Origin of the sequence: Lamprocystis purpurea DSM 4197, assembly GCF_000379525.1 — a bacterium.
Classification (GTDB): Bacteria; Pseudomonadota; Gammaproteobacteria; order Chromatiales; family Chromatiaceae; genus Thiodictyon; species Thiodictyon purpureum.
In genome coordinates this window covers 1-13,202 of the sequence record NZ_KB902386.1, presented here as the reverse complement: position 1 = coordinate 13,202, position 13,202 = coordinate 1, and the positions used below count along the sequence as shown (strand labels likewise).

Annotated in this window: 14 protein-coding genes; 11 read left to right on the top strand and 3 right to left on the bottom strand. The window is 68.1% G+C overall.

From position 1 onward, the window contains the following. Positions 1–10 precede the first annotated feature (10 nt). Together A39O_RS0104530 and A39O_RS0104525 are read right to left on the bottom strand one after the other, a co-directional pair. Positions 11–301, bottom strand: a complete 291-nt coding sequence (locus A39O_RS0104530; protein WP_157639622.1) for a hypothetical protein — start codon at positions 299–301, stop codon at positions 11–13. Next, complete coding sequence (locus A39O_RS0104525; protein ID WP_020503515.1) at positions 291–1,283, bottom strand: ParM/StbA family protein; 993 nt, start codon at positions 1,281–1,283, stop codon at positions 291–293. The genes A39O_RS0104530 and A39O_RS0104525 overlap by 11 nt, the downstream gene beginning before the upstream one ends. A gap of 664 nt (positions 1,284–1,947) precedes the next feature. Here A39O_RS0104525 and mobI point away from each other — a divergent pair. From mobI to A39O_RS40305, 11 genes are all read left to right on the top strand, one after another. Then, positions 1,948–2,511 carry a conjugative transfer protein MobI(A/C) gene (gene mobI / locus A39O_RS0104520; protein WP_020503514.1) on the top strand — a complete coding sequence of 188 codons (564 nt, stop codon included), beginning with the start codon at positions 1,948–1,950 and terminating at the stop codon, positions 2,509–2,511. A gap of 112 nt (positions 2,512–2,623) precedes the next feature. Further along, entirely contained in the window at positions 2,624–5,002 is a 2,379-nt protein-coding gene (gene mobH, locus A39O_RS36185; protein WP_020503513.1) for a MobH family relaxase, read from the top strand. Beyond that, on the top strand, positions 5,002–6,963 hold the full coding sequence (gene traD, locus A39O_RS0104510; RefSeq protein WP_020503512.1) for a conjugative transfer system coupling protein TraD: 1,962 nt from the start codon (positions 5,002–5,004) through the stop codon (positions 6,961–6,963). Before mobH ends, traD begins: the two co-directional genes overlap by 1 nt. Further along, complete coding sequence (locus tag A39O_RS0104505; protein ID WP_020503511.1) at positions 6,960–7,361, top strand: hypothetical protein; 402 nt, start codon at positions 6,960–6,962, stop codon at positions 7,359–7,361. The genes traD and A39O_RS0104505 overlap by 4 nt, the downstream gene beginning before the upstream one ends. Beyond that, positions 7,354–8,022 carry a DUF4400 domain-containing protein gene (locus tag A39O_RS0104500; protein ID WP_020503510.1) on the top strand — a complete coding sequence of 223 codons (669 nt, stop codon included), beginning with the start codon at positions 7,354–7,356 and terminating at the stop codon, positions 8,020–8,022. Before A39O_RS0104505 ends, A39O_RS0104500 begins: the two co-directional genes overlap by 8 nt. 82 nt (positions 8,023–8,104) lie before the next feature. After that, entirely contained in the window at positions 8,105–8,386 is a 282-nt protein-coding gene (gene traL / locus A39O_RS0104495) for a type IV conjugative transfer system protein TraL (RefSeq protein WP_026199164.1), read from the top strand. Next, a complete protein-coding gene (locus tag A39O_RS0104490) occupies positions 8,383–8,979 on the top strand; it encodes a TraE/TraK family type IV conjugative transfer system protein (protein WP_020503508.1) in 597 nt (198 codons plus the stop codon). The genes traL and A39O_RS0104490 overlap by 4 nt, the downstream gene beginning before the upstream one ends. After that, complete coding sequence (locus A39O_RS0104485; protein ID WP_020503507.1) at positions 8,976–9,989, top strand: TraK domain-containing protein; 1,014 nt, start codon at positions 8,976–8,978, stop codon at positions 9,987–9,989. The genes A39O_RS0104490 and A39O_RS0104485 overlap by 4 nt, the downstream gene beginning before the upstream one ends. Then, entirely contained in the window at positions 9,986–11,272 is a 1,287-nt protein-coding gene (locus tag A39O_RS0104480) for a TraB/VirB10 family protein (protein WP_020503506.1), read from the top strand. Before A39O_RS0104485 ends, A39O_RS0104480 begins: the two co-directional genes overlap by 4 nt. Before the next feature lie 238 nt (positions 11,273–11,510). Next, complete coding sequence (locus A39O_RS0104475; protein WP_211211535.1) at positions 11,511–12,053, top strand: GNAT family N-acetyltransferase; 543 nt, start codon at positions 11,511–11,513, stop codon at positions 12,051–12,053. 185 nt (positions 12,054–12,238) lie between these two features. Then, the gene (locus A39O_RS40305) at positions 12,239–12,451 is read left to right on the top strand and encodes a DUF4351 domain-containing protein (protein ID WP_040527137.1); all 213 of its coding nucleotides are present in this window, start codon (positions 12,239–12,241) and stop codon (positions 12,449–12,451) included. A gap of 464 nt (positions 12,452–12,915) precedes the next feature. Here the strand turns inward: A39O_RS40305 and A39O_RS31965 are convergent, their stop codons facing one another. Continuing rightward, positions 12,916–13,152 carry a DUF1214 domain-containing protein gene (locus A39O_RS31965; protein ID WP_083924521.1) on the bottom strand — a complete coding sequence of 79 codons (237 nt, stop codon included), beginning with the start codon at positions 13,150–13,152 and terminating at the stop codon, positions 12,916–12,918. Positions 13,153–13,202: the final 50 nt, after the last annotated feature.

Sequence of the window (13,202 nt, the reverse complement as noted above, 5' to 3'; positions counted from 1 at the left end):
ACCCTGATCGCTAGTCTGCATCCCCGCCAATGGCACTCAAGAGTCGCAGTCGCTGCTGCTGCAAGCGCTCATCGGCGGGTAATTCTGGGTGCGGCGCCTGCACCGGCGGGCCGACGGCGCCGATCCCGCCGCGCAGCACCGTGATACCGATCATGGCCAGAGCGCGCAGGCGCTCCGGGCGGGAGCGCGACGGGATAGTCTGCAAGTCGTGCAGGAGTTCCGGGCAGGCCGCAGTGACCTGCACCTGGAAGCGGAACCCACCACCCAGCGGCGGCATCCCCCGGCTGGACTTAGGCGACATGGCGGAAAAACCCGCGGACATTCGCGGCCACCGGGGTACGCGAGACCACCACCGAGGCCCCCGGGAACAGGGCGCCGACGCTTGCCCCGTAGAGTTCGCCGCCACCGCCGGCCAGGAGCACGAGATCAATGTTCGTTGCCTCGCGCCGCAACGACTGACGCAAGGCTTCGAGGGCGACCGAGGCCACGTCCCGAGCCACCAGCGTGAGGACGGGCGCGAGGTGCACGAGGTGACCGGCCTGACGGAAGGTCGGCTGACCCGCGCGCACCGCCGCTTCGAGCCCGAGGGGGACCGGTTTACCACCGTATTCGTCGGCGAGGCGCCGGGCCGCCCGATCGAGCAGCACCGACATCGCCTCCAGGCTGGTGCCCGAGGCGGCGCGGCGCAGTTCCCCGCCCACGATCAGCGCCCAGTCGAAGGAGTAAAAGCCGGCGTCCAGGACCAGCACGGCGCCGCTCTCGATACGGTCGAGTAAGGTCCGGTCGGTCCCGGACCACACCAGATCCAGGTAGGCGCCTACCGGCTGGGGGAGCACCCGGACGTTGCCCACCTCGATCGCACCTGAGGCGCAGTCGTGGGTACCGACGATCAGACGGCGCACGGCGTCGCGCCGGCGCGGGTCGTTGGCCTGGCTGACCGGTAACCCGGTGACGACCGTCTCGATGGCGCACTCGCCGGTCAGTACCAAGGCGGCCTTCACCAGCGCCAGGTAGGCGTCGGTCGTCGCGTAGTCCTCATGCAGCGAGCGCGCCCAGCCCGAGAAGCGCCCGGGCTCGATACCGGCAGCCCACCGTCGGCCCTGAACCTCCACCAGGACGGGCGCCGCGTCGCCTCCGTTTGGCCGGCGTTCGCCGATGCGCTCGCCCAGCCGGTCTAAGGGCGCCGCCCCGGCCGGCCGCACGATCACGCGGGGCTCGCTCCCCGGGTGCCCGACGGCGATCTTCAGGTTTGAATAGCCAACATCGACAGCAGCGACCAGCATGAGGACTCCGAACAGAGACAATGGCATCAAGGTCGACGGAAAGTCGACTCTCGCCACCGCGTGCGCTGGTGCTGGGGCAATTCCGGCCCGAATACGCAAACGCCGTGCTGAAAGGTCGACGGCACGTCGAGAACGCGCAAGGAAGCTTGCCATGGTGTTGGGATCGGGCGTGAGGGCTGAACATGCGATTTGCGGGGGGGAATGCGGGAGGTTGCAGCCAGCGCGCGAGGAGTGTTGCGCCGTCGCGCCTCTGTGATTAGGATGACGCCGCCAGCGACCATGTGATTAGAGTAAATCCATGCATCGCCTTAACCTCGTGATCGGACGAATAGAGTCGCTATGTGGTCATCGCCCGCCACCAAGCGTTGCTGTGACAACGTGATCGTTCATACCCCAGGCTACACCCTGCTCTGGGTGTGATGTGATTACGCGCCGCTCAATTGCGATGATTACGCGGTGGCTTGCGCAACGGCGGAAGTTTCTGTAATAAAGAAAGAAGCGCTGCTGTGATTGTGCAGCACTGCGTTGTCACAGATCATGTGATTCAATGCCGTCCCTGCGGTCGAATAGCCGGGGCCTGAGGACCCATGCGCCTATCTGTGATTAGCGGTGGGGGCGTAATCCAAAAGATAAGACTGTGGAGCGAAATGGGGGTATTAAGCACATGAGCGGAACAACGACGAGCGACGCTGGCCGCGCGAGCGAAGCGGGTGGGGCGTTAGGCTGGGATGACGACGCGGCCACGGCGGCGGGTGTCGATCGCTGGGTCGTGGCGAACCTGGCAACGCTCTATCAGCAAGCCGAGGACGCGGTCATGCGCTTTGAAGCGCGGCAGGCGGAGGCCGGGCGGGACATCCCCCGCAGCGCCTGGGGCAAGATCGGCGTGCGGGTGCGCCGTCAACAGAGCCCAGCAGCCACGCCTGGGGCCTTCGTGATCGAGTGGGTCCGTTACCGCTTCACCGCCCCCACGGCGGCTGGGCGGCGCTGCCAAACGGTCTACATTCAGCGCGGCACGGGGGACCGCTACCCGCGCAGTGCCTTCCGGAACCTGGCGCGGCCCTGGCAAACGCCGCTGGTCATGGAGGCCGAGGAGGCGTTGGGGCGGATTCGCGCACTCACCCGGCAGATCGCCCAGGTCAGGACCCAGTTGCGGGCGGCCGAGCGGGCGAAGCGGGACTTCTATGCGAGCCTGTGCGCCGACACGCCAGCGACCGAGCCCTGGGACTGAGCGACCCCCGCGCCTTGGCGGGTGCCCAGGGGTTGGTGACCTCCCGCATACCCCCCCGGTAAAGGCATCTTGAGCCCTCACCCCACGCGGCGGCGGCGCGGATGATGGGGGCATGAACTGGTTCCGTCGCACATCGAACGTCCATCCCGCGCCCGCCCCGGTCGCCGTCCCTGCGCCCGTGGCCCCGCGCCCCGAGATACCCCGGTATCCACCCTTCTTGCAGGGGCTGCCCCTGTACGCGACGGAGGAGGTCCGCGAGACCCAGAAAGAACTGGTCCTCAAGCTGCGCTATGCCGTCGGTTGCACCCCCGAGCAATACGAGTCCTGGGTGGTCCCGGTCGTGAACCGCTACACCGCCTATGTACACCTGCTGCCGGCGTCGGAGTCGCACCATCATCGCGGCGCCGGCGGACTGCTGCATCATGGGCTGGAGGTCGCCTTCCTGGCCGGGCAGGCGAGCGGCGGCAAGGTGTTCGCGATGGACCGGGAGCCCAAGGTTCGGCGCATCCATGAGCCGCTGTGGCGGCTGGCCGCCACGCTGGCCGGACTGTGCCACGACATTGGCAAGCCGCTGAGTGATCTGTCGGTGACTGACCGCGACGGGACCTGCACCTGGTCGCCTATGCAGGAGACGATCTCCGCGTGGGCGGCAGGCAACCGCATCGACAGCTACTACCTGCACTGGCGTGACCGTCAGCACAACCGCCACGAGTTGGCGGGGATGATGATGCTCCAACGGATTCTGGGTCCTGACACCATCGCGCTGCTCTACGGTCACGATGCGGCGATCATGAACGCCCTGATCGATGCGGTGGGCGGCCAAAAGGAGACGGCGACCCTGACCCAGTTGGTGGCCAATGCCGATCGCGCGAGTGTGGAGCGTGATCTGAAGACCAACCGGATCGACCCGCAAGCCCATTCGCTCGGCGTGCCGATCGAACGCTACCTGATCGACGCGATGTGTCGGCTGGTGCGCGATGGTACCTGGCGGATCAACACCCCGGGGGCGCGCCTGTGGATGTTCGCCGAGGGGCTGCATGTGGTCTGGCCGCAGGGTGGCGACGAGATCGCCACGCTCCTGGCCGCCGACCGCGTCCCCGGCATTCCCCGCCACCCCGACACCCTGGCCGACATCCTGATCGAGCGCGGCTCGGCCGTGGCGCCGAACGAGGGTGATGGCGTGCGCCGTTACTGGCGGCTGGCCCCGGCCCTGTTGGCGGGCGAGGGCAAACCGGTCACGCTCACCATGCTGCGGCTGTCCTCGCCCGGCCTGGTGCTGTCCGGTCCGGTCCCAGAGGCTGCGGCCGTGTTCCGGGACGCCACGGTGCGTGCCATGGTGCCAAGTCAGGTCCCGCCCCAGGGACCACCCACCGCAGGGCATGGAGCCCATGCCGAGCGCCGCGGGGGGAATGCGTCTGACCTTGCTGACGCGGATGATCCTGCGCAGTGGGACTCATCGGCGAGCGAGGCGGTGGCGCCCGAACCTTGGATGCTGTCGGGGGTGGACGCCGACCTCGTTGGCCCACCCAGGTCTCCCGCGGAGCGCGAAGGGGCGGGGACGCCCACCAGTGCCCCGGCGAATCGGGATTTGCGTACGTCTCTCGAACCGCCAACCGAGCCCCCAATACTGGACGCTCAACCCCTGGACCCGGGAGGGCCAAGCCCGCGCGCACCCCGGTCTGGGCCACCGGCCGGGCCGCGGACCTCCAAGAGCGCCGAGGCCCTGACGCCCGACCCAGCGACCCACGCTGGCATGCTCGCCCGGACCTGGTTCCAAGATTCCCAGCGCGGCCCTGGCGGTCGTCTCTTGCTCAACTTGGCTGAGGCCATTCGTCAGGGCGAGCGGATTGCCGCCGACCTGCTCTACGTCCCCGCCGGCCGCGTCTGGGTGCGGGTGCCCCAGGGGTTGGAAGGCTTCGGTGCCGCCGTCGAAGAGCAGCTGACGGCTCTGTGGGATGGCGGCCTGCTGAAGGTCGATATCATGCAGCCCTACGTGCGGGTTCATGCGATCGACGGTGTCCGCGGCGTGTCGCTCACGGCGGAGGCGAGCGGCTATTTCACCGCACTCCTCACGCCCGAGGTCCTGGCGTGCTGTGTCACTGCGGGCACAGCCGCGACCTTGCTAGCGCCCGCCGTGACCTTGGCGCCCCAACCCGAGCCCCGTCCAGCCCAGACCCCAACGGTCCTGGTGGCCGCCCCGGCATCCATCACCGCGCCGACCGCTGCCGCACTCAGTCCCACCCCGACCGACACCCCTGCGCCAAGTCCGAGTGTTATGGCTGACGCGCTGCTCGCCCGCCTGCGCGCCGAGCACGGGCAGGGGGCCGCTGGTGGTGCAGGGGAGGGAAGCGTCGCACTCACCGCGGCGGATCTGGCCGCTGCCGCCACCGCCGCGGGGATCAAGGTGAAGTCTCTGCGCCTGGCCCTGATGACCCGCAACGGTTGTCGGATTACCGACGAGGGTGGCTTGGTGATCGAGATCGCCCCCTGATGGCTAACCCCTACGCCAACCCCTGGCGCCCCAACTTTGAGGCTCGGGCGCTGGCCATGTGGCTCGCGGTCGCATTGGTTGCCTGGTCGACCGCGGACCTGTGGGCGCTGCATGGTGCCGCCTTTCGCTGGGTCGCGACGCTAGCACTGGGGTTTGCCCTGATCTGGCTGCCGGGGACCCTGCGCCTGGCCAGCCTCCAGGAGTTTCTGCGCGGGTACTCGCTCGAATTCGTCGCCCCGACCGCCTTCGCCGACCAGATGCCGCAGTGGACCGGGAACCTCTGGATGGGCAAGGGCTATGACTGGACGGCCCAGCACACTCAACTGGCCCTGGACCTGATGCGCGAGGGACCGGAGCGATTCGCCCCACGCGATCCGCAGCGCATGGGGGCCACCTGGATCCATGGACTGGGCGGGCGGGACCAGAACCTGTGCGTGCCCTTGGAACATATCGAGGGGCACCTGCTGATCGTCGGGACGACCGGCGCCGGCAAGACGCGCGCCTTCGACCTGCTGGTCACCCAGGCCGCCCTGCGGGGTGAGGCGGTCGTCATCATCGACCCCAAGGGCGACCAGGACCTGCGCCGCACTGCCGAGCGTGCCTGTGTTCTGGCTGGGGCTCCGCGGCGCTTCGTCTATTTCCATCCGGCCTTCCCGGACGAGTCGGTGCGCATCGACCCGCTGCACAGCTTCAACCGGCCCACGGAACTGGCGAGCCGCGTGGCCGCCCTAATCCCTTCTGAGACCGGCAACGATCCCTTCAAGGCCTTCGGCCAGATGGCGCTCTCCCATGTAGTGCAGGGCCTGCTCGCGGTTAACGAGCGCCCGAGCCTGGTCACGTTGCGCCATTACCTGGAAGGCGGCGCCGGCGCCCTGGTCGAGCGCGTCCTGCTGCGCTACTTCGCCGAGCACCGACCCCAGTGGGTATCCGAAACCGACACCCAAATGGCTCGCGCCCGGGATGGCAGTGCCCGGGTCAAGGTGCTGCTGCGGTACTACCGGGAGCGCGTGGCGCCCGAGACGCCCTCGACGGTGATCGAGGGGTTGGCCGGCATGTACGAGCATGAGGCCGTTCACTTCAGCAAGATGATCGCGAGTCTGATGCCGATCCTGAACATGCTTACCTCCGGGGACCTGGGGGGGCTGCTCAGTCCCGATGCGGTGACGCCTGCGGATGCGCGCCGCTTTACCTCCATGAGCGAGGTGATCGAAGCGCGCGAGGTGCTCTATGTCGGGTTGGACTCGCTCTCCGACACCATGGTGGGGAGCGCGATCGGCTCCGTGCTGATCGCCGACCTGGCCGCGGTGGCGGGCGGCCGGTACAACCACCAACTGCGCCCACATCCGGTCAATGTGTTCATCGACGAGGCGGCCGAAGTCGTCAACGACCCCTTCATCCAACTGCTGAACAAAGGCCGCGGCGCGGGTCTGCGCCTGGCCATCGCCACCCAGACCTTCGCCGACTTCTCCGCCCGTACCGGCAGCGAGGCCAAGGCCCGGCAGGTGCTGGGCAACATCAACAATGTCGTGGCCCTGCGGGTGCTCGACGCCGAGACCCAGAAGTATGTCGCCGAGAGCCTGCCCATGGCCCGGGTCACGAGCATCATGCGCGCCCACGGCAGCACGAGCGATTCCACCAACCCGCTGCTCTACACCGGCAACACCGGCGAGCGCATCACCGAAGAAGAGGTCGAACTGTTCCCCCCGGCGCTCTTGGGCCAACTGCCAAACTTCGAGTACGTCGCCCGCTGGGCCGGGGGACGGGTCTCCAAGGGGCGCCTGCCGATCCTGGGGGCGCCGCGGGGGGCGGTCGGTACGGCGCCTTTCGAGCCGCTGCCCCGGCTGTCAGTCCAAGAAGCCCCGACCGGGCTCAGCCTCCCGGGCGACCACGTGTCAGCCCCGGATCTCGTGGCGACCACCGAATCGGCGCCACCGGTTGCAGCGGCGGGGGCCGCTCCATGAGGACGCCGAACATCGGCAAGCAACATCTGCGCGCCGTCCTCACGCAGCGTTCCCAGCGTGACCACCTGATGCAGGTCGAGATCGACTGGCCGGGCAGTCGCGGCCTGTTGGAACGTTTGGCCGTGGGGTTGGGCGGCTGCTATGCAACGCAGCCCGAACTGCGCGAGCGCCTGAGTCGGATCGTGACCAGCGCCATCGCGACCCATCGGGCGGCGAAAGAGGCCCACTGGCCGGATCGTGAGCGCTTCGCCGCGTTCATCGCGGGGATGACCGCGGTCTTGCGGCCCGCGGAACATGCCGCGCTCGCGTTCGCCCTGACGCAGGCACAGCGGCGCATCCTGGGCGGACAGCTGCGTGCGGTAGCGACGACCACGCGTCGGGGGGCCGTCGATGCTTGATGACAGCCACGCGGGCGGCGAGGGCAAAGGTATCTGGCTGTGGACCATCGCCTCGGGCCTGCTGCTGTTCCTGATGGAGTTCATCCTGTTCGCCGCCTTGGTGCCGACGCACTGGGCGCGCCAGGCGAGTGCGGCGGAACTCCTCTCGCTGGTGCAGACCCTGGGACCGTCAACTGCGGACGCGATCCTCAACCAAGCGGCGGGCTGGTTCGACGCGCTCTTCATCCGCACCGGGGTGGTCAGCGCGAGCTATCACCTGCTGATCCCGGACCCGCACACCCCGGGCGCAGGGATGGTGAAGCTCGCCGAGAACCCCTTCTGGCCCTGGCTCGCCGGGCGTCTGGAAGTGGTTTGGATCGCCATCGCCCAGGCCTGCCAGCGGGTGGCGATGCTGTGCGCCTGGTGGCCCTTCTTCCTGATCCTGTTCCTCGCCGCCTGGGGCGACGGCTGGGTGCGCCGCCGCATCCGCCAGCACAGCTTCGCCTATGCCAGTCCGCTGGCGCATGCGCTCGCCCTCCGGATCATCCTGTGGCTCGTCATCGGCGCTTTCATGCTGCTGTTTGCCCCGCTTGCGCTGCCGGCGCTGGGGGTGCCGCTCTTCGGTGCCGTCATCGCCGGGCTCCTGGGCTTCGCCGTGGCCAACACCCAAAAGCGCCTGTAGCGGTCGACCTCCCGCATTCCCCCCGTCAGCACGCACGTTCAGCCCTCACGCTGCGCCCGTGACCACGGGGATCATGGGCGCCATGAACCCAATCGACATGCCGAAATACGTTGATGATCCACCCACGGTCATGCTGTGGCGCGTGGATGATCTGGTCCCGGTGGTGCTCATGCTGATCATCGGAATCCTCGTCGACCGCTTACCCTTGTTCCTGCTCTTGGGCGTGCTCCTGGTCCGGCTCTATTCCAAGTTCCGGGAGAGCCGCGCCGATGGCTTCGCCCTGCACTGGATGTACTGGATCGGCATGTTTCCGATGCGCGGACGCACCACACCCAATCCCTTCTGTCGCCGGTGGCTGCCATGAACCTGCATGACCTGCTGGCTACCTGGGACGGGACGCACCGGGAGAACCGCTTCAACCGCGTGGTGATCCTGTTGCTGGTGGTCGTCAACATTGCACTCGCGGTCACGGTGAACCAGACCGACCGTACGGTGGTGCTGGTGCCGCCGGTGCTCGACGGACAAGTGACGCTCGCCCGCAACGCAGCCAGTCAGGAGGTGAAGGACGCCTGGGCGCTGTTCGTCGCCGAGCTCCTGGGCAATGTCACCCCCCTCAATGCTGAGGTGCTGACCAAGGCTTTGGACCCGCTGCTCGCCCCGGCGCTACGTCAGGACGTGCTGCACGTCCTGGACAGCCAGATCGGCGAGATCAAGCGCGAAAAGATCAGCCTCTCCTTCCAGCCCCGCTCCGTCAGCCGCGATGCCGGTACTGACACGCTCTATGTCACCGGCAATCACATCACCAGCGGTCCGGCCGCGCAGCCGGTGGCCATCGAGCGCACCTACGCCATTCGGATCGGCTTCCACAGCTACCGCCCGGTCATCACCTATCTGGATGTCTATCCGGGACCGCCGCGCACCAGTGACTCCAAGCCTACGGGGACCCCCTTGCCATGATCCGTCCGCGCACCCTGCGATCGACCACCGCCCTGCTCGCCTGTCTGGCGGCTGGCGCCGCCGCCGAGCCTGAGCCGGGGGTCGCATTACCCGGCGTGTCGTGCGCCTTGCTCCAAGAGACGCCGGGCGCGCCAGCGCGACCAGTGACCGGCACCGGCGGCACGGTCCCAGTGGGACCGCCGACGATTCGCCTGGTCGGCGGTCAGGGCAGCCAGTTTGCGCCCGCGACCGCCGGGTTCCAACGAGTCGCCCTGCGGACGGAGGCGCCGCCGGTGGCGATGGAACTGGGGCCGCGCAATCTGACCGTTACACCCGGCACTACGGTGCTGGTCGAGGTCGCGATAGGGCATTTGAACCGCCTCGTGACACCCTTTGCCAACCCGGTCGTGCATACCGTCTCCAGTGCGAGCACCAGTGTCGATGGCCGTGTGGTCTATGTGGCCACTTCCGGCGAAGAGCCGATCGCCCTGTGGATCACCGATGGGCAGGGCGGCGAGAGCGCGCTATCCCTCACCCTGGCCCCGCGCTATGTTCCCCCGCGCGAGATTCGCGTCACCGTGCCGGGCTATCGGCCCAAGGGAGGTACAGGCTCGGCGGCGGGGGCGGGCGCCTCGCCGGCTCGTGTCGAGTCGGTGGCGGGCGGGGACGGGTTCGGCGCCGCGAGCTATGTGGAGGGTCTCACCGACCTGTTACGGGCGATGGCCCAGCAGCGGCTGCCACCCGGGTTTCAGGTCGTTAAGGCCCCGTTCAAGGCCCACTGTGCCGCGAATCTCAAGGTCAACAAGACGCAACTCACCGAGGGGCCGAGCGCCAGCGTGCTGACGGTCGGCGTGCGCAATGGCGGTCAGGACAGCATCGCGATCACTGAGTCCTCCTGCGACGTGCCGCAGCATAGCGTTGCGGCCGTCGGTGCTTGGCCGCTGAAGACCCTGGGACCCGGACAGGAGACTGAGGTCTTTCTGGTGCTCCAGCAGGGCGCTGGCGCCGCCGTCAGCGGTCAACCGCAGTGAACCTGCGCGCACATTGGGATGCGCTGTCGCCCGGTGTCCAGCGTTGGGTGGCGTTCGGCGCGGCCGGTGCCTTGGTGCTGGGGATCGCCGCGGTCACTGTGGCGACCACCGCGCCGCCGCGCCCGGCCCCCACGGCACAAGAGAAGCTGGTGCGCAACCTCCTCACCGATACCGACCCAAGGTCCTTGGGGATTGAGGGGCTGGCCACGCGGCTGGAGCGGATGGAGAAGCATGTCACCGAGGTGCAGGACCAGATCGAGAGGGACAAACGGGAGAAGGCGGCGGAGCCGGCCCATAGCCCCGCCGCCGCGGCCGTCCCAGCGGAACCGGCTGACAAGGGCGAACTGGACGATCTCAAGCGCCAGATCGCGACCCTCCAGCAGCAGGTGGAGACGGCGAAGCAGGCCGCGTTGCAAGCCGCCCGGCCGCCGGGTCGCCTGCTCGACGCCAAGCAGCCCCCGCCCCCGGCGCTCGTGGCCCCGGTGGAGGTCCCACGCAGCGAGCGGCCGATGGACCAGATGTTCAGCCCGCCCGTCAAAGCCACCGTGGCCCCGGCGGCGCCACCGCCAGTGGGCGGGCGCGCGTTGGATATCCGGGTCGTCACCGGACAGGCGCAGGACGGCAAGGGGTCGAACGTACAGGCGGCCAAGGATGCTCTGTTCATTCCCGCGGGCACCATCCTGCGCGGCGTCCTCTTGAACGGCCTGGACGCCCCGACCGGCCAGGGCGCGCGCTCCCAGCCCACGCCCGCCCTGGTGCGGATCAAGCACGAGGCCATCCTCCCCAACCGTTTTCGCGCCGACGTGAAGGAGTGCTTCGTCATCGTCGGCGGCTTCGGCGACTTGGGGGCGGAGCGCGCCTATCTGCGCTCCGAGACCCTGACCTGCGTGCGCACCGATGGAGGCGTGATCGAGGTCCCCATCGATGGCTATGCGGTGGGTGAGGACGGCAAGGTCGGGGTCCGCGGCCGACTGGTGTCCAAGCAAGGCGCCATGCTCGCCCGCGCCATGCAGGCGGGGTTCCTGCAGTCCTTCTCGAAAGTCTTTACCCAGGTGCCGAGCATCCCGATCAGCACCGGCGGGAGTCAGATGCAGTTCCAATCCATGCTGACCCCGCAGTCGGCCCAGGCCGGGGTCGCCGGCGGTGTGGGTGGGGCGATGGAGAAGCTGGCCGACTACTACATGACGATGGCCGAGAACACCTTCCCGGTGTTGGAGGTGGACGCGGGGCGGGGCATCGAGATCATCCTGAACAAAGGGATTTCGTTGCGGTTGGCCGAGTGAGCGGAGACCGGTCGGGTGTCCGGGTCGGACGGATCGCCGCGGGTCACCGCGGCTTCCGGTGGCGGGTCACGCGACCCAGCGCCTGTTACTGCGCCAAGCGCCGTTGATCCGCTGCGGATCGGCCTGCTCCGCCCCCAGGTGAGCGCGCAACGCGCCGCAGTCGATGTGACCGCACCCGTGAGCGGTGACGCCGACGCGTTGTGGATTTGGTGCACGCGGTTCACTGCCGGCGGTAGTGGTGGCAACGTCATTACGCGACGGTTATGCAGACCCCGCCGCCTTGGGCGAAATGACGATCGGTGCACCGGAGCCGCTGACGGAAGGACACGACTGCACCGACTTCTCTTGCGGTAGCGCGATGCTCGACACCTGGCTACGACAGCGTGCGCTACGCAACCAGACGAGCGGTGCCTCACGGACCTTCGTCGTCTGCGCGGCCGGGCGCGTGGTTGCCTATTACGCCTTGGCATCGCGTGCCGTGGCTGGCGCATTGGCGGCCGGCCGTCTGCGGCGGAACATGCCCGATCCAATCCCGGTGGTTGTGCTCGCTCGCCTGGCCGTGGAGCGTTCCCATCAGGGATCGGGTCTGGGGCGAGCCCTCATGCAGGACGCCGGCCGGCGGGTCGTGAACGCCGCGGACGCCATCGGCATTCGCGGCTTGATCGTGCATGCTCTCGACGCCTCCGCCAAGGCGTTCTACGAGCGCCTTGGCTTTGATCCCTCGCCGCTGGAGCCGATGACCCTGATGATCACGCTGGCTGATCTGCGGGCCAGCGTCTAGGTTCGGGCCAGGCCGCGAGCGTCCGCTGCCGCAGCGTGCGCATCATTCGCCATTCGCCAGATCGGCGACCAGACCCAGGCGAAAGTCTGTCCACCTTCCTGCGGTACGCTGTTCAGGCGAACATCCGTCTGGACGAAGCGCAGGTCCGGACGCTGTTGAGTGAGACCCCGGTCGGAGACACCACCATGCAAACTTTTCTTGATCGTTACATTGAACAGGGCGTCGAGCGGGGCAAGCAGCAGGGCGGCGCCGCACTCCTGCTACGCCAGATCGAGCGCAAGTTCGGCCCACCAAGCGAGGCGGTGCGCGAGCGGATCGGCAGTGCGGACCTCGAAACCCTGCTCGCCTGGTCCGAGCGTATCCTCACTGCCGACGACGTGGAGGCGGTGCTGCACTGAGGGGCCGGCAGCACATCCTGATGACCGCCCCCGGTCTGGCCGCGGGGACCCATTGAGCGAGTCGTGTGCTTTGCCGTCAGCGGCGGGCAGCGGTCTGCTTTCACGCTGCCGGTGTCAGCCGCGAAAGGGCGGCTGCGGTCCGGGAAGGCGGGGAGGCGCTGATGATGGCTGCTCGGAATGGACGCCGATCGGCATCGATCAGAAGTTGACTGGCCGTCAGCAAGCGGCCAAATCCGGCCACCCGGCCGAGACCTGCGAGCGTCTCCTAGACGCGCATTGCAGACGCTGGCGGTCACGCTCCCGATAGGCCGGCTAGAACCCGTTTCGGACCTTGCGGGTCAGGGATAGCGGACCGACGCTCAGCGGCCGGGGCGGCATCCGGCTCGCACCTGAATCACGAGTGGCGCGACGCCGCCCCGGTCCGCTGCGGCGTTTGGTTAGCGGGCCTCGTGGTGATCCGGCGCCTACTGCACCAGTTCAAAATCGCCCGGCTTCCAAGTCTTGTCAAACCACGGCTGCAATGGGCCGTACAGGCGCAGGAGCACGTTGTAGCTCTTGCCCGGCATGGTCTGGATCCAGTTGCCNTCGTGCCCCTTCTGCGGCGAGGGCCCGAACCACACGGTATACGAACCGTCCGAATTCGGTTTGAGCGCCGGGTTATTGCTGTCCACGCCGGCAAGCTTCTGGTCGGTTTCAAGCATCGATCGGTGCTGCCCCGAATACACCGTGAATGACCAGAAGTTGTTCGCGG